This is a genomic window from Cryobacterium sp. Y29, assembly GCF_002929825.1.
Taxonomy (GTDB): domain Bacteria; phylum Actinomycetota; class Actinomycetes; order Actinomycetales; family Microbacteriaceae; genus Cryobacterium.
The window spans coordinates 154,344-179,435 of the sequence record NZ_PJJN01000029.1 but is presented as its reverse complement, the minus strand read 5'-3'; the positions used below and the strand labels follow the sequence as shown (position 1 = coordinate 179,435).

Sequence of the window (25,092 nt, the reverse complement as noted above, 5' to 3'; positions counted from 1 at the left end):
ACCGTCACCGAATGCAGAAAAGGTCAGAACCGGTTCTGAACCACCCAGGAATGCATGGTGACGGCCGCGGCGGCCGAAGCGTTGATCGACCGGGTCGACCCGAACTGGCTTATTTCGACGATGGAATCAGCGGCGGCGATAGCCTCCTCCGACAGTCCAGGGCCTTCCTGGCCGAACAGCAGAACGCAGCGTTCCGGAAAGGTGAAGGTCTCGATGATGACACTGCCGGGCACGTTGTCGATAGCGATCACCGGCAGCGATTCAGTGGCACACCACCCGACGAAGGCAGCGACATCACTGTGGTGCAAAACGTGTTGGTAGCGGTCGGTGACCATGGCGCCGCGTTTATTCCACCGTTTACGCCCGATGATGTGCACGGTGTCGGCGCCGAACGCGTTGGCGCTGCGCACGATGGAGCCGATGTTCATGTCGTGCTGCCAGTTCTCAATGGCCACGTGAAACGGATGCCGGTGCTCGTCCAGGTCAGCCACGATCGCCGCCATGTTCCAGTAGCGGTAACGGTCGATCACGTTGCGGGTGTCACCGTGCTCGAGCAGGTCGGCGTCGTAGCGCTCCTCGCTCGGCCACTCCCCCAGCCACGGGCCGACGCCGTAGGTGGATCGCTCGGGCGTGGAGTTGTCGGCGGCGAAGGTTGGGGCGGCTGGCTCGGTCACTACCCAACCGTAACCTGCCCACAGCCCTCACATTTGGGCTTTCGGTTCGCCGAAAGTCTGGCTATGGTTTCGGCATGACTAAAACGGATGCTGCCGCTACCGATCGCCTGCTCTCCCAAGCTCCCACCACGGTCGCCTCCAGCCGGCTGCTCTGGCTTCTGGGCCCGGCTCTCGTTGCCGGGGTCGCCTACCTCGACCCGGGAAACGTCGCGAGCAATATGACCGCGGGCGCCCGCTACGGCTATCTGCTGGTCTGGGTGGTCGTGGCCGGCAACGTCATGGCCTGGCTCATCCAATATCTGTCCGCCAAACTCGGCATTGTCACCGGGGCGAGCCTGCCCGAGATTCTCGGGGTGCGCATGAAGCGGCCCACGGCGCGGCGTCTGTACTGGATTCAGGCCGAACTCGTCGCCATGGCCACCGACCTGGCCGAGATCATCGGCGGTGCCGTTGCGCTCAACCTCTTGTTCAACCTGCCGCTGATCTGGGGCGGCGTGATCACCGGCACGATCTCGATGATCGTGCTCATGGTGCACACCCGTCGCGGCCCCCGCATTTTCGAACGGGTCATCATCGCACTCATGCTCATCATCACCGTGGGTTTCACCGCTGGGGTATTCTTCTCGCCGCCCGAGGCCGGCGGGGTGCTCTCCGGACTGGTACCGCGGTTCGAGGGCTCCAACTCGGTGCTGCTCGCCGCATCGATTTTGGGCGCCACGATCATGCCGCACGCCATCTACGCGCATTCGTCGCTCGCCCGCGACCGGTTTCCAGAGTGGCAAGGCGTCGTCGCTACTCGCCGACTGCTCTGGGCCACGAAGTGGGACGTCACGATTGCCATGGCGATTGCCGGAACGGTGAACCTGGCGATCTTGTTGTTGGCGGCATCCGCTTTGCAGGGTGTGGACGGAACCGACACCCTGCAGGGGGCCTACGCCGCCCTGAAAGACACGCTCGGGCCAGCGATTGCGACGACGTTCGCTATTGGGCTGCTCGCCTCGGGTCTGGCGTCGACCTCGGTCGGTGCGTACGCCGGAGCCGAGATCATGCACGGCCTGCTGCACGTGCGCATCCCTCTACTGTTGCGCCGATTGGTCACGCTGATTCCGGCGCTGTTCATTCTCGGTGTGGGGTTCGACCCGACTCAGGCGCTCGTGCTCAGCCAGGTGGTTTTGTCCTTTGGTATTCCGTTCGCCCTGATTCCGCTGGTCTGGCTCACCGCGCAGCATGGCCTCCTCGGCACCTTCACCAACCGCTGGTTCACGACCGCCGCCGGGGTCGTCTGTTCCCTCGCCCTCGTCACTCTGAACGTCGTGCTGCTCATACTCGTTTTCACCGGGGCTTGACCGGTAGCCTGAAATTGACATGACGCACACGACCGGCGCGGCCGAGGACTACCTCAAGACCATCTATGCCCACACCGAGTGGCAGTCCGACCTGATCACTCCCTCGGCGCTCGCCCTCCGGCTGGGGTTGGCGCCGTCATCCGTCACGGAAATGGTGAAGAAGCTCGCCGCAAGCGGGCTCATCACCCACGTTCCCTACGGTCCGCTGGCGCTGACGGATGCCGGCCGGCTGCGCGCAACCGCCGTCGTGCGGCGGCATCGCCTGATCGAGACCTGGCTGGTCGGCGAGATGGGCTACGACTGGGACCAGGTGCACGACGAGGCCGAGATTCTCGAGCACTCCATCTCAGACCGGTTGCTCGAGGCAATCAATGCGCGGCTCGGGTTTCCGGCGCACGATCCGCACGGCGATCCGATTCCGTCCGCCGATGGCACCGTGCTTCGACCGCCGGCCGTGCTGTTGGCGGGGGTCACGGTCGGGTATACGGGCACTGTATTGCGCATCAGCGACCGCGACCCGGCCGTGCTGCGCGAACTCGCCGCGGACCTGATCGGACCCGGCACCGAGTTCACTCTGGCAGCGGCGCTGACCATCGTTCTAGCGGATGGCCAGAACCGGCTGCTGACGACGGCTGCGGCAGCGTCGATCTGGGTGACCGCTTGAGTGAGTGCGGCATCCGCTTATTTGTGTGCTGCCGGTTACCGTGGCGAAACTTGGCGCGGCTAGGCTGAACACGACGAAAAGGAGCGCCTGATGGCACGACGCGACGAAATCGAATGCTGGCTCACCGACATGGACGGTGTGCTCGTGCACGAGAACCAGGCCCTCCCGGGGGCGGCCGAACTGCTGCAGCAGTGGACCGACGCGGGCACGCCGTTTCTGGTGCTCACCAATAACTCTATTTTCACGCCGCGCGATCTGAGCGCCCGGCTGCGCGCAAGCGGGCTCAACGTGCCCGAGGACCGCATCTGGACCTCCGCCCTCGCAACAGCAGACTTTCTGAAGTCTCAGGTCTCCAACGGCACGGCGTTCGTGATCGGGGAAGTCGGCATCACGACAGCGCTGCACGAGGCCGGGTTCATTATGACCGAGACCAACCCCGACTATGTGGTGGTCGGCGAGACCCGCAACTATTCGTTCGAGGCGATCACCAAGGCGATCCGGCTGATCCTCGGCGGAGCGCGGTTCATCTCGACCAACCCGGATGCGACCGGACCGAGCAAGGACGGCCCGATGCCGGCGACCGGCGCTATTTCGGCGCTGATCACCAAGGCCACCGGCATGGAGCCTTACGTCGTCGGCAAGCCCAACCCGATGATGTTCCGCTCGGCGATGAACAAGATCGGTGCGCACTCCGAGAACACAGGCATGATCGGTGACCGCATGGACACCGACATCGTTGCTGGCATCGAGGCCGGGCTGCACACGATTCTCGTGATGACCGGCATCAGCGACGAGGCCGAGATCAACCGGTACCCGTTTCGTCCCGACGAGATCGTGGCCGGCGTGCACGAGCTGCTTTCGACTGATCCGATCGAAAGTGACGAGATCTAGCTGACTTCTCCCAGCCGGTTGTCGAGCGGTCCGTCTATGCGCCCGGCTCGCGCCGGCTTCAGGCGGTCGGACCGGCGCCCATGATGCTCGCCGTGAGCGGCTCGGCCGCAGCTCGGCTTGCGAAGCAGTAGTAGTAGCGCGGCTCATCGGTCCACTGTTCTTCGCTGATCGGATAGCTCCCCTGCATCTGCAGATTCGGGTAGGCGCCGGCCGCGTTCAAGTCGAGGATGCCGGGCGCCGTGCAGAGCAGGTTGATCTGGGCGGCCAGCGCGGCCTCCCCCGGGAAGGCTGTGGTCGCGTCGCCGCCAAAATTGCCGCGATACACCAGCTGGGCCGTATGCGCGGCGGCACAATCGAAGACCGTGAAGTCCTCCGCCCACGGGGACTCGTACGGTTCGAGGCACTCGCCACCGAACAGGGCGTTCCACTCGTTCACCCCGGCAGGCTGCGCCGCCGTGATCTCCGGGGTCGGCGTTGGTGTGGGTGTTTGCGTCGGCGTTGGTGTCGGCGTCGCGGATTGGGTCGGTGCTGGCGCCGCCACCGGGCTCACGACCAGCCGCTGGCCGAGATAGAACAATCCCGCGAGCACGATGAGTGCGAGTAATCCGACGACGGTCCAGACCAAAGCAGCCTGCGTTCTCCCGGGAACACTGCTCCCGGACCGGTGGCGGCTCGGTGGCTCGGCGCTGGTTACCTCCGTGCTGGCATCCTCGGCAGTGGTTGCCTCGGTGCTGTTCGGTGAGGCGAGCTTTACTGCTACCGGCACAAGCTCCGTCGGCCGGTCTGCGTCTGCTTCTGCGTCTGCGTCTGCTTCTGCTTCTGCTTCTACTTCTACTTCTGCTTCTGCTTCTGCTTCTGCTTCTGCTAAGCGGTCGCTCGACGCCGGGGCGGGCGCGATCTCGGCACCGGGCGTCGCGGCAAATTCTGGCTCAACCACGTCGGACGGGACAACTTCGTGCCCGACGTCAGCGACCGACACGACAGAATCTGATGACTCCGAGTGCGCAGAGGGCAGAGCCTCAGGGACCGGGGCGTCGGCCGGTTGCGGCAGCGGTGTCGTCCACCAGGGAGCTGGTCCAGCCGGCGCTGGTCCAGCCGGCGCTGGTCCAGCCGGCGCTGCCGAAATGGGCGGTTCCGGAAGCTCAGTGACTTCCGGTTGCGCCTGCACCGGCTTGCCGCGACGGGAGCGGCGGCCGAACCTGGTCACCAGCGGGGCGGCATCCACTGCGTCAGTAACCGACATCTCGTCAGCTGAGTCTTCAGTAGCCGAGTCATCGTCAGCTGAGTCTTCGTCAGCTGAGTCTTCGTCAGCTGAGTCTTCGTCAGCCGAGTCTTCGTCAGCTGAGTCATCGGAGCTGTGCCCCAATTGCGACGCGAGCCAGTCAATTCCGCGCTCGTCGTCGTCTGGTGCCACTAGTTGAGCCCCAGATCCTCAAGGGAGATCGCGGCGAAGTAGGGGTAGCCGGCAGCCTCAATCACTTCGCGGGCACCAGTGTTGCGGTCGACCACGACGGCGACGCCAGCAATCTCGGCACCGACCTTGAGCAAGGCTTCGATGGCGGCGAGGGGAGAGCCACCGGTGGTCGAGGTGTCTTCGAGCACGATCACACGCTTGCCAGCGAGGTCGGGGCCCTCAACCTGGCGGCCGCGACCGTGGTCCTTGGGCTCCTTGCGCACAACGAACGCGTCATAGGTCGCGCCGCGGGCAGCACCCTGGTGCATGACCGCAGCGGCGATCGGGTCGGCGCCCATGGTCATGCCTCCAATGGCAACCACATCCGGAACATCCTTGATGAGGTCGAGCATGACCTGACCGATCAACGGGGCAACCCGGTGGTCGAGGCTCACCCGGCGCAGGTCCACGTAGTACGTGGCCTTCTTCCCGCTGGTGAGAACGAAATCTCCGTGAAAAACGGCCTCGGCCGAGATGAAGTCGATGAGTTTCTGCCGTGTATCAGTCACAATTCTCAGTTTAGGGCATGCCCAGCAGGCCGAACGTGGTCGCCAGCAGTCGCGACGGGAGAGGGATTTTTCACGTGGTGTCCGAGTTTTCGGGCGCAACCGGGCCAGCCTCCGACTACCGCTGCTGGAACACTCGTCGCGAGATTACGATGCTCCCAAGCGACAGTGCCGCGATCGCCACGAGGTAGTACCCCGGAACGAGCAGTGAACCGGTGGTGCTGATCAGGAACGTGAGAATGAATGGTGCGAATCCACCGAACACGGTCACGCCGATGTTGTAACCGAGAGACAACCCCGTGGTGCGGATCTGCACGGGGAACATTGCCGACATGATCGCCGGCAGCGGCGCGAAGTACGCCGTGGCCAGCACGCCGAGCACCAGCTCGATGCCGATCATGGTCAGGAGGTTGGGCGATAGGTTCAGCAGTATGAACAGCGGAACGCCGAGTACGAGGGTTCCGGCAGCGGCCCAGGTCATCACTCGGGCCGGCCCTACCCGGTCGGCGAGCTTACCGATGAATGGCGAGCCGACGCTCATGATCACGCCGAACACCAGTGTGGACACGAACGCCGCCGCGGTGGGCATGCCCAGATTCACGATGGCGTAGGTGGGCATGAACAGTGCGGTGTACACACCCACCGATCCGAGCGCTACGACACCCACCATCGTCCAGAGGCGTCCGGCGTTCGCGATGAAGGTCTCCTTCAGCGGTGACGTCGACGGCGTCATGGTCAGAAATTCCGGGGTGTCCTGCATTTTGGAGCGGATGTACCAACCCACCGGCCCGATCAGGAGCGCGAAGATGAATGGCACGCGCCAGCCCCAGCTTTCGAGGCTCTGCTGGCTCAGGTAGTTGTTCAAAACGAAACCGAACAGCCCGGCCAGCAGGATCGCGGCGCCCTGCGTGGCTACCTGCCAGCTTCCGTAGAACGCCTTGCGGTGCGGTGCGTACTCGATGAGGAACGCGGTGGCGGTGCCGAATTCCCCGCCGGCGGCGAAGCCGGTCAGCAACCGGGCCACGAGAATGATCGCGGCCGCGGTCACCCCGATCGTGGCGGCCGTGGGTGCCAGCACGATCAAGAGCGTGCCGACGAACATCACCGAGATCGACACGAGCATGCCCGCTTTGCGCCCGGCGCGGTCGGCGTAGCGTCCGATCAGGATTCCGCCGAGCGGCCGCATGATGAAGGAGACGCCGAACGACGCGAAGGCGAGCAGCAGCGACGCCGTCTCGTCGGCCGTCGGAAAGAACAACTTCGCGATGGTCACGGCGAAGGTGCCATAGACGATCACGTCGAACCATTCCAGTCCGTTGCCAATGGATGCGGCCACGACCGCCTTGCGGGCCTGTCGCCGCTTCTCGGCGAGGGCGGGGCCATCCGTTTGGGACGTGCCGGTAACGGCGGGGACTGCTGACGCGTTGGTCATGGGTTTCTTTCTGTGCGAAAAGAGGTGCGATCAGGTCAATGCTGGTGCGCGAGGCGCCCGGCGAGTGCGCGCAGGAAATCTTCACAGGCGCTGATTTGCGCCAGGTCGATGTACTCGTTGGCGGTGTGCCCCTGGCGGATACTGCCCGGACCGCAGACCACGGTGTCGATCCCCGCCAGCTGAAACAGGCCACCCTCGGTTCCATAGCCGACAGTCTCTTCAGAGCTTGTTCCGGTGAGCTCGTGCACCAGTTGCAGCGCGGCGCCGGTTCCGGCCGCGCTCAGGGCGGGAACGGCGCCGATCGGGGCGAACGACACGTCGGCGGTTGCATGTTCGGCCCGCATCGCGGGGCGTAGTTCCCCGAGTACGAAGTCTTCGATGCGGGAGAAGATCGCGGAGGAGGACACTCCCGGAATCGCGCGAAATTCGAATTCGAAATCGCATCGCTCGGCGACCGTGTTCACGGCCGCCCCGCCCGAAATCGTGCCCACATTAATAGTTGTGTACGGTACCTCGAAGCTGGGATCGAAGGGGCCGTTCACTCGGTGCTCGTCGGCGATCGAGCGGATAAACGCTATGGCCCGCGCCGCGTACTCGATAGCGTTGACGCCATTGGGTGTGTTGGAGGAGTGCGAGGCGAGCCCGGTGAAACTCACCCGATACAGGTGGCTGCTCTTATGCGCCGAAACCGCCCGCATGCTGGTCGGCTCCCCCACTATGCAGATCTCCGGTCGGATGCCCCGCGCGGCCAGGTCGGCCAGCAGGGTGATGGCCCCGTGGCATCCCACCTCTTCGTCATAGGTCCACGCGAGGTGCAGCGGTGTCGCAAGCGGCCGTGACAGAAGCTCGGGCAACAACGCCAGAATGACACCGCTGAACGCCTTCATGTCGGCGGCGCCCCGGCCATACAGCCGGTTCTCGCGCACCTCGGCGGTGAACGGGTCGCTGCTCCACGCCTGCCCGTCCACGGGAACCACATCGGTGTGGCCAGCGAGCATCACGCCACCCGTCGTGGACCCATCGTGAGCCGGGATCGTGACCACGAGGTTGGCCTTCGTACCATCGGAGTTGGGTACGAGCACCGGCTCCAGCCCATGCACCCGCAATTCCGCGTCGATCACGTCGATCAGTTCCCGGTTGGAATTGCGGCTGGTGGTGTCGAAAGAGATCAAGCGGGCGATCCACGCGAGGGTGGTGGGTGCGAGAACGGTGGAGTGAGTGATGAGAAAACCTTTCGAGAGAGGAGTGCTGATTAGCCGATGCCGAGCTGCACGAAGCAGAGCCACACGAGCACGGGCACGACGGCGATCATGACGACAGCCCAGACCAGCAGGGCGCGGAAGAACAGCCGCTCGTCCTTGGGCGGGGCGCTGGCCATGAGCAGTGCCCCACTCGTGGACATGGGGCTGACATCCACCACGGATGCGCTGATAGCGATTGCCGTAATGACGCCGATGGGGCTGAGCAGCGGGTCAACGGCGATAGGCGTGACGAGCGGACTGATCACGCTCAGGGTGCCGGTGGTCGACGCGAACGCCGAAACAATCGCTACGACATAGCTCGTCACGAGGGCCGCGAGCGAGCTGTTACCGAGCCCGGCGATACCGTTCTGCAGTTCCTCGAGCGCGCCGATGGCTTCGAGCATGCCGACATAGGTGACGATCCCGGTGACCAGCAGAATGGCCGACCACGGCATGCTCTCCACGGCCGTTTTCTGCACGCTCGAGTTCACCACGATGAGCGCGAGGGCGATCACGAACGAGGCCACCCCCACATCGATGCCGAGCACGGTAGTGAGTAGGAGCAACGCCCCGAGGCCGATGAGCGTGAGCACCCGAATCGGCGTTGCGGCGACCTTCACCGCTGCTGTCTTTCGGGGTGTCACCGTCACCGGTCGGGTGAGAACGGATGCCCCCGCCCGTTTCGCGGGGGCGGAGCCGCTGACGCCGGCGCCCGTCACGATCTCGCGGGCACCTTCGCCCGACAGCGCGGCCGCACGGCGAAGACGCCCGCCCATGATCTTCTGCGCTGCCGCGTAAGCGACGAGGGCGAGAAGCGCATTGAACACGAAGCAATATATGAAGAGCTTGAGTGAGTCGGCGCTGGCGCCGGCATCGTCCAGCATCACGTTCGCGAGCACGCCGAACGGGTTGACCGGCGAGAACGCGCCGGCATTTGCGCCCTGCACCACAACGAGGCCCATGGCCAGCGTGCTGATTCCAAAGCGGCTACCGAGCGCAAGCGCTACCGGGGCCACGATAGCGATCGCGGCCGGGGTGAAGGCACCCGCCGTGGCGAGCACGGCCGTGAGCAGGAACATGAGCACGGGTACCAGTAGCTTGCGGTCACCCGCGAGGCGTTCGGCCCAGTAGGCGAGCAGGTCGATCGTGCCGTTGATACGCACGATGGCAAAGAGCAGCGTCGCTCCCACGAGAACGAAGAACAAGCCAGATGGGAACTCGCTAATCACCTCGGTGATGGGCAGGCCAGCCACGAGCGTGCCGACGCCGAAGGCCGCCACGAGCGCGATGAGCCCGGCGTTGATCTTGGTGAACGAGCCGATGGCGAAGGCCGCGATCAACACGAGGAAAGCGATAAGTGCGATGGACATGGCCCTGCCCTACGCGTCGGTGCGAACGCGACGAACCAGGGATGCGAGGGTGCCAGCCAGCAGCCCGCCGGCGTTCGGGATCGCCGGGGTGTGGCCGAGCAGTTGGAGGATTTCCCAGGTGGTCGCGGTCGCCGCGGTGATCACGGGTAGACCCAGCTCGTCTTCGACGGCCTGCACGGCGGGAAGCGAGGGCATCTGTACGCAGGCTGAGAGCACGATAACGTCGGCTCCCTCATGCTTCAAGTTGCGCGCGAACTCGGGCAGATTGAGCGGATTGAGACAACCCACGGCCAGGTTGTCGTCCACGCCCAGGCTCACAGTGTCGAGCACCTCGATACCCGCTCCCTCGATGTAGTCGCTCACCATTTGGGTGAGCGGTTCCATGTACGGGGCGACCATCACCACGCGGCGGGCGCCGAGCTGCTGCAGGGTGCGCACGAGAGCGCCGGCACTACTCGTCACCTCGGCCGGGTGACCGTTGTCCAGGGCCGCCTGGCGGATAACGTTCTCGGCCGGCTCGTGCGCGCCGGGGCCCTGCGCCATGACGGCCACGAGGCAGGCATACGCGATCGCGTCCACGTCGGCGTCGGAGACGGCCGTGGCGCAGTCAGCAGCCTTCGCGGCCATAGCGAGCAATTCCTCCGTCGTCACGTTTTTCAGTGCGGCACGGGCGGAGTGAAAGGTGTAGGTGTGGCCGGTTGCCGCGGTCTGACGGCGAAAGAGCTCCGGCAGCTCAGTCTCCATGGTCGTGTTGGAACTCGGGACGATCAGGCCGATTCGCGAGGAGCCGAGCCGGCTCGCAGTCATCATGGGGTCCGTTGTGAGGTTGGACTGTGTCATTGCTGTCTCCACGTCGTTGTGTGCTGGGCTGAGCTGAGCTGAAGTTGCAACCCATCAGATAGGTCGCAGTCCCATCATGTGGGTTACGTTTGATTCTGTCAAGGCGCTGCAAACCGTCGGAGCCGGCACGGCCCTATTCTGGAGTCGATGCCTAGAGCAGCTAAGTAGGAGCAACAATCGTGTCAACGGAGCAGGTGAATCGTCGGTCACCCACGCTGGTGCTGCACAAAATCACCGAGATTCTCAACTGTTTCCGGGTGGATGCCCCCGAACTCACCCTGCAGCAGGTGATCAAGAAAACCGGCCTGCCATCGAGCACCTGCCAGCGCCTCGTGCAGGACATGGTGCATGAGGGACTACTTGATCGCGATCAGGATCGGTACCGCATTGGAATCGCAGTGGTGCGCTGGGCTGCGCCCGGCACGCTCGGCCTCGACGCAGTGCAGCTCGTGAAGCCGGTGCTGCAGGACCTGCGCGACGAGACCGGCGAGACGGCATGCTTCTACGTTCGCGACGGTGCCTTCCGCACCATCGTGGCCGTAGCCGAGACGCGGCATGTGGTGATCCGGCCGTTCATGGTCGGCATGGTCATGCCGCTGCACGCCGGCGCTCCTGGAAAAATATTTCTCGCCTTCGATCCGGACGCCCGCGCCGCCATCGAGAGGTCTGATCTCGAGGCATTCACGGGTTCCACGCCAACCGATTTGGCACTCCTCGATGCCCAGGTCACGAGCGCGCGCGCACAGGGCTACTACGCCGCCTTCGGCGAGCGCAACCCCGGCGTGGGCTCCATCAGCGCACCCGTCTTTACACACATGGGCGAGCTAGCCGGGGCTATCGGCCTGGGCTTTCCCACCCAGAGGGTCACGCCCGACGACGTCGACCGACTCGGCCCGCTTGTGGCCCGGGCGTCGATCGAGGCGAGTCGTCGCTTGGGCTACGACTCGGCCGTGCGCGGGTAGAACTCCCGCCCCGTGACGGGGTACAGCCGAGGGGCCAGGCCTCGATGCCGGAGGCTTCTGCTAGAAGATGCGAACGAGGTTGCGACGCTCGACCTGGCGGTAGCCATCGCGGTGTACCTCGACGACGAGGGCAATGATTGAAACAACGGCAACGAGCACGATGGCGGTAAGAATGAACACGAGGTGCCTTTCACAAGAAGTGGACTGGCCCGGCACGGAGGCGACACTGCTCGTGTAAGACTCTCTTATTCGACCACCCCTGACCGTGCAGCACAATCGCTTTTTTCTGCATGAATTATTTAGACTAGCTACATGGACGTGCAGCGACTCGAACTGCTCCGTGAACTCGCCGACCGCGGCAGCATCACGGCCGTCGCCCTCGCCACGCACCGCACACCCTCGGCCGTCTCCCAGCAACTCAAGGTGCTCGAGCGCGAAGCTGGCCTGCCGCTCACCCAGCGGCACGGGCGTGGCCTCGTACTCACCGATGCTGGCCGCGCCCTGGCGCGCAGTGCAACGGATGTCGCGGTGTCGCTCGCGAAAGCAACCGCGCTCTGGGACGAATTTCGCAACAACGCCACCGGCGAAGTGAGCCTCGTCACCTTTCCAACGGCCGGTCAGATGCTGTTGCCCGGTGTCATTAAAAACCTGGGGCCCGGGCTCGTACTCAACTGCGCCGACGAAGACCCCGAACTGAGCGACTTTCCCGCCCTCACCGCCGAATATGACATTGTGCTGGCCCACTCGATGAGCGGGCAGCTGTCCTGGGCCGGCCGGGGCCTCACGGTCGTTCCACTGATGACCGAGCCGCTGGATGTGGGACTGCCGGTGGGGCATCCGCTTGCTGATCGCGCCTGGGTACGCCCGAGCGACCTGATCGGGGAGACCTGGATCGGGGTAAGCGACGGTTACCCGTTCGAGCGTATTCTGCACGCGATCGAGCAGGAAGCCGGCGCTCACTTGTCGATGGCGCAACGCTTCGCCGACCTCGCCTTGATCGAGTCGTTTGTGATTGCCGGGCTCGGCATCGCCCTCGTGCCGCGCTACACCTCCAGCGGGGGCCAGCCCGGTCGACTCGTGTTGAAGCCCCTGCGGGGCATCGAATCCCAGCGCCAGATCGTGGCGCTCATGCGCCCCGACCGAGCGGAGCGCTTAGCGGTGCGCACCGTACTTGACGCCCTTCGAGCCCAAGCGTTGCAGGTGCAACATTCTCACACGGTGAAATAGGTCGGCTACCTCGGCGTTACTGGTTCTGAGGGAAGCCCAGGTTGATACCGCCGTGGCTCGGGTCGAGCCAACGGCTCGTCACGGCCTTCTCGCGCGTGAAGAAGTTGACCCCGGCGGGGCCGTAAGCCTTGGCGTCACCGAACAGCGAGTTCTTCCAGCCTCCGAAGGAGTGGTACGCGACCGGCACGGGAATGGGCACGTTGATGCCGATCATGCCCACCTGCACCTCGTTCTGAAACCGGCGAGCGGCGCCGCCGTCGTTGGTGAAGATCGCGGTGCCGTTTCCGTACTGGCTGGCGTTGATGAGGTCGAGGCCCTCCTGGTAGGTCGCCACGCGCACGATCGACAGCACGGGTCCGAAGATCTCGTCGAGGTAGACGGCCGAGTCGACGCTGACCTTGTCGAACAGGGTCGGGCCAAGCCAGAAACCGTTGGGGTCACCGTTAACTGTGATATCCCGACCGTCGATGACGACGTCAGCTCCGTCATTCTGGGCGATGTCGATGTACCCGGCAACTTTGTCGCGGTGCACCTTCGTGATCAGCGGGCCCATGTCGCAGCCGCGGGTGCCGTCTCCGACCGTGAGGTCCTTGACCCGTTCGGCGATCTTCGCGATGAGGTCGTCGGCGACTGGCTCGACCGCCACGATCACGCTGATGGCCATGCAGCGCTCACCAGCGGATCCGAAACCGGCGTTGACGGCGGCATCCGCAGTGAGGTCGAGGTCTGCGTCTGGCAGCACGAGCATGTGGTTCTTCGCGCCGCCGAGGGACTGCACACGCTTGCCGTGCTTGGCCGCCGTCTCGTAGATATAGCGGGCAATGGGCGTCGAGCCAACGAAGGAGATCGCCTGCACGTCGGGGTGCACGAGCAGCGCGTCGACAGCTTCCTTGTCACCGTGCACGACGTTGAGCACTCCCTTGGGCAACCCGGCTTCGGTGAACAGCTCGGCGAGCCAGTTCGACGCGGATGGGTCTTTTTCGCTCGGCTTGAGCACGACGGTGTTGCCGGCCGCGATGGCGATCGGAAAATACCAGAGCGGCACCATCGCCGGAAAGTTGAACGGGCTGATTATGCCCACAACGCCGAGCGGCTGGCGCAGTGTGTAGACGTCGACGCCGGTCGAGACGTTCTCGGAATACTCGCCCTTGGACAGGTGCGGCATGCCGAGCGCGAATTCGACGACCTCGAGCCCGCGAATGATCTCACCGAGCGCGTCGGAGGTCACCTTGCCGTGTTCGGCGGTGAGGATGTCGGCCAGGTCACCCTTGCGCGCATTGAGCAGCTCACGAAAGTTGTACATGATGCTCTGGCGTCGGGCCTGGCTCATATCGCGCCAGGCCGGGTAGGCCGCCTGGGCGACCGCGACGGCGGCGTCGAGGTCGCGAGTGCTCGCAAGCAACACGTTCTTGGCGACTGTGCCGGTGGCCGGGTTGAACACCGGCGCGGTGCGCGAAGAGGTACCGACGGCTGCTGCGCCGTTGATGTAGTGCGAAATGGTGGGGACGTCGGTCATGGTTGAGCCTTTCCGTGGATCGGTTAGGAAAGCAGGTCGAGGCTGAGCACCTCGTCGTAAATGGCGAGCGCCTCGGCAACGTCAGCGTCAGTGACGACGCAGGGCGGCACAACGTGGATGCGGTTCTCCACGAGGAACGGCAGCAGGCCGCGGCCGAGCAGTTCGCCCTTCACCCGGGTCATGACGGCGGCGCTCACCGGCTCGCGGGTCGCCGGGTCGGCCACGAGTTCGAGCGCCCAGAAGACGCCGACACCGCGCACTTCGCCGATAATCGGGTGTTTTGCCTGCAGCGCCTTCAGGCCCGGCTCGAGCACGTCGCGGCCGATGCGGGCGGCGTTCTCGACGATGCCCTCGGCCTCCATCGCGTCGAGCGCGCCGACGATCGACGCCATGGCGAGCGGATGCCCGCTGTAGGTGAGTCCGCCGGGAAAGACCGTCTCGTCGAAGGTGGCCGCGATGGCATCGGAGATGATCACACCACCGGTGGGTACGTAACCGGAGTTGACGCCCTTCGCGAAGGTGATCAGGTCGGGTACGACGTCGTAGGCCTGGAAGGCGAACCAGTGGCCGGTGCGACCGAAGCCGCACATGACCTCGTCGAGGATGAGCATGATGCCGAATTTGTCGCAGAGCGCGCGTACGCCGGGCAGGTAGCCGGCCGGCGGCATCATGATGCCGGCGGTGCCGGGAATGGACTCGAGCAGAATGGCGGCGATCGAGGCGACGCCCTCGCTCTGGATGACGCGTTCGAGGTGGTGCAGGGCGCGCGCGCACTCCTCGGCCTCGCTGGTCGCCCAGAATTCGCTGCGATAGAGGAACGGGCCGAAGAAGTGCACGTGGCCGCGCGAATACTCGTTGCGAACGCGGCGCCAGTCGCCGGTGGCGACGATGGCTGCTCCGGTGTTGCCGTGGTAAGACCTGTAGAGCGAGAGCACCTTGTCGCGGCCGGTGTGGAGGCGGGCCATGCGTATGGCGTTCTCATTGGCATCCGCTCCGCCGCTGGTGAAGAAGACTTTGTTGAACCCGGCCGGGGCGCGGTCGGTGATGCGCCGGGCCGCTTCGCCGCGGGTGAGATTGGCGGTGGACGGCGCGATGGTCGTCAGCAGGGCGGCCTGCTCGGTGATGGCTTTCACGACAGCCGGATGCTGGTGGCCGATATTCACGTTCACCAGCTGACTGGAGAAATCGAGATACGTTCGTCCGTCGTGATCCCAGACTCGGCAGCCGAGCCCACCGGCGATGACGAGCGGCTTCAGCGCCGCCTGCGCCGACCAGGAGTGGAAAACGTGCGCGCGGTCGAGTTCGCTGGTGTGCGCATTGAGGCTTTTGGTGCTGGTGTCAGTCACGTATATCGCTGGCTTTCTGTATTGGTGGTGGAGATGAAGAATGCTATTTTCTGGCCGTAATGGTGTCGGTCAGGCCCGGAATCACGGTTTCACCGTAGACGCGCATCGTTTCTTCTTTATTGTCGTGCTGCAGGTACCCGGCAAACTGGTCGACACCGAGTTCTTTGAGCGCCTCGAGCTTCTCGATGTGGTTTTTTGCGGTGCCGAGTAGGCAGAACCGGTCGACGATCTCGTCCGGCACGAAAGCGGCGTGCTCATTGCCGGCCTTGCCATGCTCGTTGTAGTCGTAGCCCTCACGGTCCTTGATGTAGTCGGTGAGCGCCTTCGGCACGGTCGAATCGGCGCCGTACTTGGCCACGATGTCGGCCACATGGTTGCCGACCATGCCGCCGAACCAGCGGCACTGGTTGCGCATGTGCTCCCAGTCCTCTCCGATGTAGGCGGGGGCGGCGACGCAGAACTTGATCGACAGGGGGTCCCGGCCGGCATTGGAGGCGGCGGTGCGCACGCTCGCTATCATCCACTCGGCGACATCGAGGTCGGCCATCTGCAGGATGAAGCCGTCGCCGACCTCTCCGGCGAGCTTGAGCGCGAGCGGACCGTAAGCGGCGACCCACACGTCGAGGCTGGAGCCGCGGCTCCACGGAAACTGCACCGTGGCGCCGTTGTATTCGACCGGGCGGGAGTTGGCGAGCTCCCGAATGACGTGGATCGACTCGCGCAGGGTCTTCAGTGTGGTCGGGGTGCCATTGGTGGTGCGCACGGCCGAGTCTCCGCGGCCGATGCCGCAGATGGTGCGGTTTCCGTACATCTCGTTGAGGGTTGCATAGGTCGACGCCGTCACCGTCCAGTCGCGCGTGGCCGGGTTGGTGACCATGGGACCGACGATGATCCTGCTGGTCTCGGCCAGGATACGGCTGTAGATCACATAGGGTTCCTGCCAGAGCAGGTGCGAGTCGAAGGTCCAGACGTGGCTGAAGCCGTGTGCCTCGGCCAGTTTGGCCAGTTGCACGGTGCGCGCCGACGGCGGGTTGGTCTGTAGCACTGCTCCAAAATCCATGTCATCGCCTCAGATCAGACTGTCACTAGATCAAATACTGGCTCAGGCCGCGCTTGATATAGCGACCGTCACCCTTGGTACCGAGGTAGGCGGAATCGTTGATGATGACCTTGCCTCGGGAGATCACGGTGTCGACGTGGCCGTCGATCTCGTAGCCCTCCCAGGCCGAATAGTCCATGTTCATGTGGTGTGTCTTTTCCACACCGATGGACGTGTGCCCGTTCGGGTCGTAGATCACCACGTCGCCGTCGGCGCCGGGCGCGATGACACCCTTCTGGCCGTACATGCCGAACATGCGCGCCGGGGTGGTTGAGCACACCTCGACCCAGCGTTCGAGCGAGATCTTGCCATCGACGACGCCCTGGTACAGGAGGTCCATGCGGTGTTCGACCGAGCCGATGCCGTTGGGAATCTTGGAGAAGTCGGTCAGTCCCAGGTCTTTCTGACCCTTCATACAAAACGGGCAGTGGTCGGTGGAGACCATCTGGATATCGTTGGTGCGCAGGCTCTGCCACATGTGGTGCTGGTGCCCCTCGGCCTTGGCGCGCAGCGGTGTGGAGCAGACCCACTTGGCGCCCTCGAAACGGCCCCACTCGTCGCTCTCGGCACCCAGGTTGTCCTCGAGCGAGAGGTAGAGGTACTGCGGGCAGGTCTCGCCGAACACGTTCTGACCGTTGTCCCTGGCCGACGCGATTTGGGCCACGGCCTGCTTGGCTGAGACGTGCACTATATACAGGGGTGCTCCGGTGAGGTCGGCGAGCATGATCGCCCGGTGCGTGGCTTCTTCCTCGGCCTGCCAGGGTCGGGTGAGCCCGTGGTAGAGCGGACTCGTATTGCCGGCAGCGACCGCCTGCTGCACGAGCAGGTCGATGACGCTGCCGTTCTCGGCGTGCATCATGATCATGCTGCCGTTCTGGGCGGCCCGCTGCATGGCCTTGACGATCTGGCCATCGTCGCTGAGGAACACTCCCTTGTAGGCCATGAACAGTTTGAAGCTCGAGACGCCCTCGTTCACGAGTTCGTCCATAGCGGTGAGGGAGCTGTCCTGCACGTCGGAGAGAATCTGGTGAAAACCATAGTCGATGGCACACTGGCCGGAGGCCTTCTCCTGCCATTTCTGGTACTGATCGAGTACGTTCTCGCCGGCGTACTGCACGACGAAGTCGACGATGCTCGTGGTACCGCCCCAGGCGGCGGCGCGTGTGCCGGTTTCAAAGGTGTCGCTGGCCTGGGTGCCGCCGAACGGCATCTCCATGTGGGTGTGGGCGTCGATGCCCCCGGGAATGACGTACTTGCCGCCGGCGTCGATGACGAGGTCGACATTGCCCGCCAGATCGAAGCCGAGCAGGTTCGCGCCGGGCGCGAGCACCGCGACGATTTTCTCACCGTCGATCAGCACATCGGCGAGCCCTCGGCCCGTGGCGTTGACCACGATGCCGTTCTTGATCAAAGTCTTCATGGCATCCGCTCTAATCAGTGGCAGCTAGGGCGCGACGAGGGGCTCGTAGGAGTCGGGGCGGCGGTCGCGGTAGAACTGCCAGGAGTTGCGCACCTCACGGATCACGCCGAGGTCGAGGTCGCGCACGACGATCTCCTCGGTGTCAGTGGACGCGATCGCGCCCACGTAGTTGCCCGTGGGATCGACGAAGTAGGAGCTGCCATAGAAGGTCACGGCCTCGTCGCCGAACTCGGCCTCTTCGGTGCCGATGCGATTGTTGGCGCCGATGAAGTACTGGTTGGCCACGGCGGCGGCCGGCTGCTCGAGCTCCCACAGGCGGTTGGACAGGCCGGGCTTGGTGGCCGAGGGGTTGAACACGATCTCGGCGCCGTTCAAGCCGAGTGCGCGCCAGCCCTCGGGAAAGTGGCGGTCGTAGCAGATGTAAACGCCGATCTTGCCGTACTTCGTGTCGAAGACTGGGTAGTCGGTGTTGCCGGGGCGAAAGTAGAACTTTTCCCAGAACTGCGGCAGGTGGGGGATGTGGTGCTTGCGGTATTTGCCGAGGTAGGTTCCGTCGGCGTCGATGACCGCTGCGGTGTTATAGAGCACGCCGGGCTGTTCTTCTTCGTATATCGGCACGACGATGACCATCGTGAATTCGGCGGCGAGCTTTTGAAAGCGCTCGACGATAGGGCCCGGCACGGCCTGAGCGTAGTCGTAGTACTTAGCGTCCTGCACGATGCCGAAATAGGGGCCATGAAAGAGCTCCTGAAAGCAGATGACCTGCACGCCCTGGGCAGCCGCAGTACGCACGAAACCCTCGTGCTTTTGGATCATGGATTCTTCGTCGCCGGTCCAGGTGGCCTGGGTGATCGCTGTTCGAACGATATTTCCACTGTCAACACTCATGCTGTGCCTTCCACTTGCTTTCGTTAGTCAAGGGGCAATACGAACCGCGCTGTTCGTGTTGTTATTCATTGACGTAAACATTTCAAATGTGTTTTTCTGTGTAGTGCACGCATTAGTTATCCTGTCGGCCAGCGCACCCGGAGGCAAGGGCAATGCAGAACTTTATCGGCGAGATCGAGCAACGCTCCCCCGCAGGGATTGCCGCGGCCATCGGCCGGCTGATTGCCTCCGGTCGGCTCGCACCGGGCGACCGCTTGCCCACCGTTCGAGTGCTGGCCGGCGAGCTCGGCGTGAGCCCCGCCACGGTCAGCCACGCCTGGCAGGCGCTTTCCGCGGTCGGCCTGATCACGTCACGCGGGCGCGGCGGCACCTTCGTGACGGACACCGCACCCAAGTGGCTGCCGGCCCGCAGCCAGTCCATGATTGGCGCGGTTGGTGCGATTCGCCTCGATCTCTCGCGCGGCACACCCGACCCACAGTTGTTGCCGAAACTGGGGCCGGCGCTCTCCCGGGTTTCCCAGCGGGCGGTGACGCCGAGCTATCAGGATCTGCCGATTATTCCCGAGCTGCTCGACGTGCTGCGGGTTTCGTGGCCCTACCCGGTCGAGACCATCACCATCGTCGACGGCGCCCTCGACGCCATCTCGCGCAGCCTCGACGCGGTGACCCACTTCGGTGACCGGGTCATCGTGGAGAACCCGTCGTTTCCGCCGTTCTTCGACCTGCTCGACCAGCTCGGGCTCGAGCGGCTGCCGGTCGCCGTAGACGAGCACGGCATCGTTCCGGCTGGCTTCGCTGCAGCACTGAAGCTCGGCCCGACGGTTGTGCTGTTGCAGCCGCGCGCACACAACCCCACCGGAGCGTCGATGACGGCGCATCGGGCCGAAGAGCTGACCCGGCTGCTGCGCACGACTGCGGCGAGCGCAGACACCATAGTGATCGAAGACGACCATTCCGCCGAGATCAGCATCGCACCCGACGTGAGTCTCGGCGTCTGGCTGCCGGAGCGCACGCTGCACGTGCGCAGCTTTTCTAAATCGCACGGCCCCGACCTGCGCATTGCTGCCCTCGGCGGACCGACCGCGCTCATCGACCCGATCGTGTCACGGCGAATGCTCGGCCCCGGCTGGACCAGCCGCATGCTGCAGACTATTTTGCATGACCTGCTCACCAACGGCGAGAGCATGGCGCAGGTCAGCGAGGCCCGCCGCATCTACTTCGCCCGCCAGCGTGCCCTCGCCGACGCCCTGGTCGAGTTCGGGCTCGACGTGGTGCAGGCCGACGGTATCAACACCTGGCTGCCGGTGCTCAGCGAACGTGACGCCATGGTGCGTCTGGCCGCGTCGGGCATTCGCGCGGCCGGTGGCTCGCCATTCCTGGCGAACACCGGTGGCCCCGAGTTCATTCGAGTGACCGCCGGCGCCCTGCCCGACGACATACGACCTATTGCCGAGGCCCTCTTTGCCGCGGCGCATCCGCGTGATGGCGCTGAGCACCCGGTCGCTGCGCGCTGGTCGTAGCCCTGGTGGGGGCCTAGGGTTGAGGCAGACCACCGGTTTGCTTTGACCGGTTCTGCTGGCCTGGATTTGGGCTGAGGTCCACCACTGCTGTGTTACCAACAGCGTGCCAGTTTGCGCCTGATTTGCCTGGAGCATGGGGCCGCACAGAGTCGAAAGAAACCTCATGCCACGAATTGTTGCGCGCCTCGCCGCGCTGGCCGCTGCATCCCTGTTGCTCAGCGGATGCGCCGCCACGGTCGCCCCCGCCGCCACCAGCACTGAGGTGCCGGCAGCCAGCGCGAAGTACCCGATCACCGTCGACAATTGCGGCACGAGCGTCACCGTCACGGCCGCCCCCGAACGCATCGTGTCGATCAAATCGTCGACGACTGAACTGCTGCTGGCCCTGGGCGTCGGTGACCGCATCGTGGGTTCAGCCTTTCTCGATGGCCCGCTGCCCGAGTCGCTCGAAACGACAGGCGCTGACCTCAACGTGATCAGCGACTTTCTGCCAGGTCAGGAGGCCGTGCTCGGGCTGAACCCCGACTTCATCTACGGGGGCTGGGAATCCAACTTCACTGCGGACGGCGCGGGGGAACGTGACGCCCTCACGGCGCTCGGCGTGAGCACCTACGTCTCCCCCGCGGCCTGCAAGGGCGAGCGGATGCCGAACCCACTCACCTTCGACACCGTGTTCACCGAAATTGAGGAGGCCGGCGCAATCTTTGGGGCAGCGCCCGTCGCTGCCGATCTGGTCAGCACCCTGCAGGATGAATTGGCCGCGCTCGAACCGACCTCCACGGACACCTCCGCCCTCTGGTACTCCAGCGGCACCACCACGCCCTACGTCGGCGCCGGCATCGGCTCACCGGAAATGATCATGCAGGCTGCCGGCCTGAGCAATATCTTCGCTGATGTGAGCGACACCTGGACCTCGGTGGGCTGGGAATCGGTCATCGAGGCCAACCCGAGTGTCATTGTGGTGGTCGACGCCACGTGGAACACGGCCGCCTCGAAGATCGCCCACCTCGAATCGGACCCGGCCACCCAGGTGCTTGACGCCGTGAAGAACCAGCGCTACATCATCCTGCCGTTCGCCTCGACCGAGGCCGGCATCCGCAATGTAGAAGCGGCGTCCTCCGCGATCACCCAGCTAGCCGACCTGAACGAGTGATCTGGTCCAGTCGGGAACTGCGGTGACCCGGAGCAGATACCTCGGGTGGTTCCTCACGGCCACCATCACTTTGATTCTGGGGTGCGGGGTCGCGGTGACCACTGGACCGGCCGCCGTGTCCCTTGCACAGGTAATGGGCAGCATCGGCGCCCACCTCGGCTTTGCGACGGAATCGGTTCCGATCCTCATCGACTCCATCGTCTGGCAGCTGCGGCTGCCGCGCGTGCTCACGGCTGCGCTGGTCGGCGCCGGTCTTGCGCTGAGCGGCGCCGTGATGCAGAGCGTGACGCGCAACCCCCTCGCTGACCCGTACCTGCTCGGGCTTTCGAGCGGGGCATCCGTCGGCGCGGTCTGCGTTGTGATTCTCGGAATCGGCTTTTTTCTACCGGCGGCGGCTTTTGCCGGCGCTCTACTCGCCCTCGTCGCGACGCTGAGCATCGCCAGGGTCGGTGGCACTATCACCCCGGTGCGAGCCGTATTGGCGGGGCTTGCCATCGCGCAGCTCGCTGGCGCCCTGACGTCATTCATCATCTTCTGGGCCGCCAAGGGCGACTCTTACCGCGAGATCCTCAACTGGCTGCTCGGCTCGGTGGCTGGCGCCACCTGGCAGAGCGTTGCGATCGCCGCGACGGCCGTGGCCGTCGTGGGCACGGGCATCCTGCTGTCGGCGACCCGGCTGGACGCCTTCGCCTTCGGTGATACCTCGGCGGCAAGCCTCGGCATCAACGTGAACCGCACCCGCTGGGCGCTGCTCGGATCGGTCGCGCTGCTGACCGGGGCGATGGTGGCCGTCAGCGGGTCGATCGGATTCGTCGGGCTTATTCTGCCGCACCTCGTGCGCGGCGTCAGCGGCCCGGGGCACCGCAGGCTCCTGCCACTGGTAGCGGTCTGTGGCGCGCTGTTTCTGGTCATCGCCGACACGCTCGCGCGCACGGTGTTCGATCCGCGCGAACTGCCGGTGGGCATCATCACCGCGTTCATTGGCGTGCCGGTCTTTATTCTGCTGATCAAGAGAAAGAAGTCGCACCTGTGGGCGTAGACCTCGACCAGCTGTCGTTCGCCATCGACGACACCAGAATTCTGCGGGATGTTTCGGCGTCACTGCCCACCGGCAGCGTCACCGGTCTGCTCGGGCCGAACGGTGCCGGCAAATCCACCCTGCTGCGGCTCATCGCCGGCATCGACAAAGCGGATACCGGCACCGTCTCCCTCGACGGCGCCTTGGTCGGGTCCTTGTCCCGCCGCGAAGCAGCCCGCCGTATCGCGCTGCTCGAACAGAATGCGGCGCCGAGCGTGGAACTGACCGTGCTCGACGTCGTGCTTCTCGGTCGCATCCCGCACCGTACCAAGCTGATGGGGTCGTTCGGCGGTATCGACGACCGCGCCGTCGCCTTCAGCGCACTCGAGGCCGTCGGCGCTGCAACGTTGGCCGACCGGTATTGGCAGACCCTGAGCGGCGGCCAGCAGCAGCGCGTGCAGATTGCCCGGGCCATGGCGCAGCAGCCGAGCCTGCTGCTACTCGACGAACCGACCAACCACCTCGACGTCAGCGCCCAACTCGCTCTGCTGGGGCAGGTGCGTGAGCTCACAGTGACGGCGATCATGGCCCTACACGACCTCAACCTCGCGGCAGCGTACTGCGACCAACTTCTGCTGCTCGATGGCGGCCGGCTCGTTGCCACGGGCACCCCCGACGAGGTACTCACCCCCGAGATCATCGGCGAGGTCTACGGCGTGGACTGCTTCATTTTGCAACACCCGCGCGGCGGGCATCCGGTCATCGTGTACTCCGCCGCCACGTCGAAGGGCAACTCATGAGGAACGTGACCGTGCTGGCCGGCGGCGTCGGCGGTGCCCGCTTCACCCGCGGGCTGCTGGCCCACCTCGCCGCGGCGGCCCCCGACGCAGCCGTGACGGCCCCCGACGCAGCCGTGACGGTGATCGTGAACACCGGCGACGACATGTGGCTCGACGGGCTGCGCATCTGCCCCGACCTCGATACCGTCATGTACACCCTCGGCGGCGGCATCAACGAGGAGCAGGGTTGGGGCCGTCCCGAGGAAACCCGGCGGGCTTCCTCGGAGATTGCCGCCTACGGCCGGGGCTGGTCGTGGTTCACGCTCGGCGATCTCGACCTCGCCACGCATATCGTGCGTACCGATCTGCTGCGAAACGGGTCGACCCTCAGCGAAGCGACCGCGTTCCTCTGCCGACGCTGGCAGCCCGGAGTGCAGTTGCTGCCGATGAGCGACCAACCCGTCGAGACTTACGTATGCCTCGCTGAGAATGTAGATGAGCACGCGGTCGGTGACTATATTCATTTTGAGGAATGGTGGGTGCGTTACCGGGCACGGGTGGCCGTAACCGGTTTCGAACAGCGCGGGCTGGCCGACGCGATCGCAGCCCCCGGCGTACGTGAAGCCATCCGAACGGCCGACCTCATCGTGCTTCCGCCCTCAAACCCGGTCGTGTCGATCGGCACAATTCTGGCCGTGCCCGGCGTTCGCGACGCCCTGCGCTCCACGACCGCCCGGGTGGTCGGGGTCTCCCCGATCATCGGCGGCGCAGCCGTGCGCGGTATGGCCGATGCCTGCCTGCGCACGATCGGAGTCGAAACGAGCGCCCTCGCCGTCGGACTGCACTACGGCTCCCGCAATCGAGGTGGGCTGCTCGACGCCTGGCTCATCGATGAAACGGATGCCGCGGCGCTGCCCGCGCTGGCGGCCGCCGGCATCCGCTCTACTGCCGCGCCACTGTGGATGAGAGACCTGGCCGCCACGACCGCGATGGCCGCCGCCGTACTCGCCCTGTGAACTAGAGCCCTGCGAACTAGAGCCCTGCGAACTAGAGCCCGGCGAACTAGAGCCCGGCGAGCAGCGCTCTCGTGTGCGGGCCGAACCCGAACGCCCGGGCCACGTCGAGGTCGACAACGGTATCGACATCGTGGCGCAGCGTCGATGTGGGCGACAGGTCGAGCACAACGTGCCCGGCGGCCTGATGCGCGGCGCGAGAGCCGACACCGAACTGCGGCGTGAACGAAATGCCAGCACGGGCGAACAGACTCGTCGTTCCCACGCCTTCGGCGTCGGGCACGACGGACCGCACGTGCTGGGCGGCGAGCGCGAAAGCGTCGTCCAGGTCGGCCGGGCGCAGGGCGGGCAGGTCCCCGGTCAGCACAGCCAGGTGCGCGTCAGGCTGGCTGAGTCGGGCGGCAGTGATGCCCTGCATGATCGCAGTATTCAACCGGGCATGCCCCGTTTCAGCTCCCGGCGCCTCGAGCACGATGACCGCGCCGAGCCCGGCGAGCAGCGCGCCCACACGCGCACTCGGGGTCACCACGAACACGCGCTCCACAGCTGATGCTGCCACCAGTGCCGCCACCGTGTCGAGCGCGAACGCATCGGCGAGCGCTGCCCGTTGGGGCCCAGCCCCGAGTCGGCTCTTCGCCTCCGGGCTTCCTTTTATGGGAACGACGACCACCCAGCTCGCCGTGCCCGAAAGCGGGGACGGCGTTCGGCCGACTGCGCCGCGGGTCTGGTCCATA

The 25,092-nt window shown here is 65.0% G+C and carries 23 protein-coding genes; 10 read left to right on the top strand and 13 right to left on the bottom strand.

What is annotated here, in order from left to right; translation table 11 throughout:
* Positions 1-23: 23 nt before the first annotated feature.
* A complete protein-coding gene (locus tag CXY74_RS05880; protein WP_104199560.1) occupies positions 24-674 on the bottom strand; it encodes a TrmH family RNA methyltransferase in 651 nt (216 codons plus the stop codon).
* Positions 675-748: 74 nt separating this feature from the next.
* Here CXY74_RS05880 and CXY74_RS05875 point away from each other — a divergent pair, with 74 nt between their 5' ends.
* The 3 genes from CXY74_RS05875 (at position 749) to CXY74_RS05865 (ending at position 3,575) form a co-directional block, all read left to right on the top strand.
* On the top strand, positions 749-2,020 hold the full coding sequence (locus CXY74_RS05875) for an Nramp family divalent metal transporter (RefSeq protein ID WP_104199559.1): 1,272 nt from the start codon (positions 749-751) through the stop codon (positions 2,018-2,020).
* A 19-nt stretch (positions 2,021-2,039) separates the two neighbouring features.
* Complete coding sequence (locus tag CXY74_RS05870; RefSeq protein WP_104199558.1) at positions 2,040-2,684, top strand: metal-dependent transcriptional regulator; 645 nt, start codon at positions 2,040-2,042, stop codon at positions 2,682-2,684.
* A 90-nt stretch (positions 2,685-2,774) separates the two neighbouring features.
* Positions 2,775-3,575, top strand: a complete 801-nt coding sequence (locus CXY74_RS05865) for an HAD-IIA family hydrolase (RefSeq protein WP_104199557.1) — start codon at positions 2,775-2,777, stop codon at positions 3,573-3,575.
* Between the two features lie 58 nt (positions 3,576-3,633).
* Here the strand turns inward: CXY74_RS05865 and CXY74_RS17510 are convergent, their stop codons facing one another.
* The 6 genes from CXY74_RS17510 to CXY74_RS05830 all read right to left on the bottom strand — a co-directional run bounded on the left by CXY74_RS17510 (position 3,634) and on the right by CXY74_RS05830 (position 10,417).
* Complete coding sequence (locus CXY74_RS17510; protein WP_233193238.1) at positions 3,634-4,989, bottom strand: hypothetical protein; 1,356 nt, start codon at positions 4,987-4,989, stop codon at positions 3,634-3,636.
* Complete coding sequence (pyrE, locus tag CXY74_RS05850; RefSeq protein WP_104199554.1) at positions 4,989-5,537, bottom strand: orotate phosphoribosyltransferase; 549 nt, start codon at positions 5,535-5,537, stop codon at positions 4,989-4,991. The genes CXY74_RS17510 and pyrE overlap by 1 nt, the downstream gene beginning before the upstream one ends.
* A 115-nt stretch (positions 5,538-5,652) precedes the next feature.
* The gene (locus CXY74_RS05845) at positions 5,653-6,966 is read right to left on the bottom strand and encodes an MFS transporter (protein WP_104199553.1); all 1,314 of its coding nucleotides are present in this window, start codon (positions 6,964-6,966) and stop codon (positions 5,653-5,655) included.
* A gap of 35 nt (positions 6,967-7,001) precedes the next feature.
* Positions 7,002-8,189, bottom strand: a complete 1,188-nt coding sequence (gene argE, locus CXY74_RS05840; protein WP_104199585.1) for an acetylornithine deacetylase — start codon at positions 8,187-8,189, stop codon at positions 7,002-7,004.
* A 29-nt stretch (positions 8,190-8,218) separates the two neighbouring features.
* On the bottom strand, positions 8,219-9,577 hold the full coding sequence (locus CXY74_RS05835; RefSeq protein WP_104199552.1) for an SLC13 family permease: 1,359 nt from the start codon (positions 9,575-9,577) through the stop codon (positions 8,219-8,221).
* A 9-nt stretch (positions 9,578-9,586) separates the two neighbouring features.
* Positions 9,587-10,417, bottom strand: a complete 831-nt coding sequence (locus CXY74_RS05830) for an aspartate/glutamate racemase family protein (protein ID WP_199183156.1) — start codon at positions 10,415-10,417, stop codon at positions 9,587-9,589.
* Positions 10,418-10,596: 179 nt separating this feature from the next.
* Here CXY74_RS05830 and CXY74_RS05825 point away from each other — a divergent pair, with 179 nt between their 5' ends.
* The gene (locus CXY74_RS05825; RefSeq protein WP_104128653.1) at positions 10,597-11,379 is read left to right on the top strand and encodes an IclR family transcriptional regulator; all 783 of its coding nucleotides are present in this window, start codon (positions 10,597-10,599) and stop codon (positions 11,377-11,379) included.
* A 312-nt stretch (positions 11,380-11,691) separates the two neighbouring features.
* Complete coding sequence (locus tag CXY74_RS05820; protein WP_104199551.1) at positions 11,692-12,606, top strand: LysR family transcriptional regulator; 915 nt, start codon at positions 11,692-11,694, stop codon at positions 12,604-12,606.
* Positions 12,607-12,622: 16 nt separating this feature from the next.
* Here the strand turns inward: CXY74_RS05820 and CXY74_RS05815 are convergent, their stop codons facing one another.
* From CXY74_RS05815 to CXY74_RS05795, 5 genes are read right to left on the bottom strand one after another with little or no spacing between them, the layout of a single operon-like run.
* Positions 12,623-14,122: a CoA-acylating methylmalonate-semialdehyde dehydrogenase gene (locus CXY74_RS05815; protein WP_104199550.1), complete on the bottom strand. Its 1,500-nt coding sequence runs from the start codon at positions 14,120-14,122 to the stop codon at positions 12,623-12,625.
* 23 nt (positions 14,123-14,145) lie between these two features.
* A complete protein-coding gene (locus CXY74_RS05810) occupies positions 14,146-15,474 on the bottom strand; it encodes an aspartate aminotransferase family protein (RefSeq protein WP_370446129.1) in 1,329 nt (442 codons plus the stop codon).
* Between the two features lie 37 nt (positions 15,475-15,511).
* Positions 15,512-16,528 carry a TIGR03842 family LLM class F420-dependent oxidoreductase gene (locus CXY74_RS05805; RefSeq protein ID WP_104199548.1) on the bottom strand — a complete coding sequence of 339 codons (1,017 nt, stop codon included), beginning with the start codon at positions 16,526-16,528 and terminating at the stop codon, positions 15,512-15,514.
* Positions 16,529-16,553: 25 nt separating this feature from the next.
* Positions 16,554-17,987: a dihydropyrimidinase gene (gene hydA, locus CXY74_RS05800; protein ID WP_104199547.1), complete on the bottom strand. Its 1,434-nt coding sequence runs from the start codon at positions 17,985-17,987 to the stop codon at positions 16,554-16,556.
* A 24-nt stretch (positions 17,988-18,011) separates the two neighbouring features.
* Positions 18,012-18,875, bottom strand: a complete 864-nt coding sequence (locus CXY74_RS05795; protein ID WP_104199546.1) for a nitrilase-related carbon-nitrogen hydrolase — start codon at positions 18,873-18,875, stop codon at positions 18,012-18,014.
* A gap of 152 nt (positions 18,876-19,027) precedes the next feature.
* Between CXY74_RS05795 and CXY74_RS05790 the strand changes: the two genes are divergently transcribed.
* From CXY74_RS05790 to cofD, 5 genes are all read left to right on the top strand, one after another.
* Positions 19,028-20,395, top strand: a complete 1,368-nt coding sequence (locus CXY74_RS05790; RefSeq protein WP_104199545.1) for a PLP-dependent aminotransferase family protein — start codon at positions 19,028-19,030, stop codon at positions 20,393-20,395.
* A 163-nt stretch (positions 20,396-20,558) separates the two neighbouring features.
* Positions 20,559-21,548 carry a putative F420-0 ABC transporter substrate-binding protein gene (locus CXY74_RS05785; protein ID WP_104199544.1) on the top strand — a complete coding sequence of 330 codons (990 nt, stop codon included), beginning with the start codon at positions 20,559-20,561 and terminating at the stop codon, positions 21,546-21,548.
* A 22-nt stretch (positions 21,549-21,570) separates the two neighbouring features.
* A complete protein-coding gene (locus tag CXY74_RS05780; protein ID WP_104199543.1) occupies positions 21,571-22,587 on the top strand; it encodes a putative F420-0 ABC transporter permease subunit in 1,017 nt (338 codons plus the stop codon).
* Positions 22,578-23,366, top strand: coding sequence for an ABC transporter ATP-binding protein (locus tag CXY74_RS05775; RefSeq protein ID WP_104199542.1), 789 nt, complete (start codon positions 22,578-22,580; stop codon positions 23,364-23,366). The genes CXY74_RS05780 and CXY74_RS05775 overlap by 10 nt, the downstream gene beginning before the upstream one ends.
* Positions 23,363-24,361 carry a 2-phospho-L-lactate transferase gene (gene cofD, locus CXY74_RS05770; protein WP_104199541.1) on the top strand — a complete coding sequence of 333 codons (999 nt, stop codon included), beginning with the start codon at positions 23,363-23,365 and terminating at the stop codon, positions 24,359-24,361. Before CXY74_RS05775 ends, cofD begins: the two co-directional genes overlap by 4 nt.
* A 46-nt stretch (positions 24,362-24,407) precedes the next feature.
* Here cofD and cofC read toward each other — a convergent pair whose 3' ends face one another.
* The gene (cofC, locus tag CXY74_RS05765) at positions 24,408-25,091 is read right to left on the bottom strand and encodes a 2-phospho-L-lactate guanylyltransferase (protein ID WP_104199540.1); all 684 of its coding nucleotides are present in this window, start codon (positions 25,089-25,091) and stop codon (positions 24,408-24,410) included.
* Position 25,092: the final 1 nt, after the last annotated feature.

Excerpts from the sequence above, each read along its gene's own strand:
- CXY74_RS05875 (WP_104199559.1), top strand. The coding sequence starts at position 749 with ATGACTAAAACGGATGCTGCCGCTACCGATCGCCTGCTCTCCCAAGCT.
- CXY74_RS05870 (WP_104199558.1), top strand. The coding sequence starts at position 2,040 with ATGACGCACACGACCGGCGCGGCCGAGGACTACCTCAAGACCATCTAT.
- CXY74_RS05865 (WP_104199557.1), top strand. The coding sequence starts at position 2,775 with ATGGCACGACGCGACGAAATCGAATGCTGGCTCACCGACATGGACGGT.
- CXY74_RS05845 (WP_104199553.1), bottom strand. The coding sequence starts at position 6,966 with ATGACCAACGCGTCAGCAGTCCCCGCCGTTACCGGCACGTCCCAAACG.
- CXY74_RS05835 (WP_104199552.1), bottom strand. The coding sequence starts at position 9,577 with ATGTCCATCGCACTTATCGCTTTCCTCGTGTTGATCGCGGCCTTCGCC.
- CXY74_RS05830 (WP_199183156.1), bottom strand. The coding sequence starts at position 10,417 with ATGACACAGTCCAACCTCACAACGGACCCCATGATGACTGCGAGCCGG.
- CXY74_RS05820 (WP_104199551.1), top strand. The coding sequence starts at position 11,692 with ATGGACGTGCAGCGACTCGAACTGCTCCGTGAACTCGCCGACCGCGGC.
- CXY74_RS05815 (WP_104199550.1), bottom strand. The coding sequence starts at position 14,122 with ATGACCGACGTCCCCACCATTTCGCACTACATCAACGGCGCAGCAGCC.
- CXY74_RS05805 (WP_104199548.1), bottom strand. The coding sequence starts at position 16,528 with ATGGATTTTGGAGCAGTGCTACAGACCAACCCGCCGTCGGCGCGCACC.
- hydA (WP_104199547.1), bottom strand. The coding sequence starts at position 17,987 with ATGAAGACTTTGATCAAGAACGGCATCGTGGTCAACGCCACGGGCCGA.
- CXY74_RS05795 (WP_104199546.1), bottom strand. The coding sequence starts at position 18,875 with ATGAGTGTTGACAGTGGAAATATCGTTCGAACAGCGATCACCCAGGCC.
- CXY74_RS05790 (WP_104199545.1), top strand. The coding sequence starts at position 19,028 with ATGCAGAACTTTATCGGCGAGATCGAGCAACGCTCCCCCGCAGGGATT.
- CXY74_RS05785 (WP_104199544.1), top strand. The coding sequence starts at position 20,559 with ATGCCACGAATTGTTGCGCGCCTCGCCGCGCTGGCCGCTGCATCCCTG.
- cofD (WP_104199541.1), top strand. The coding sequence starts at position 23,363 with ATGAGGAACGTGACCGTGCTGGCCGGCGGCGTCGGCGGTGCCCGCTTC.
- cofC (WP_104199540.1), bottom strand. The coding sequence starts at position 25,091 with ATGGACCAGACCCGCGGCGCAGTCGGCCGAACGCCGTCCCCGCTTTCG.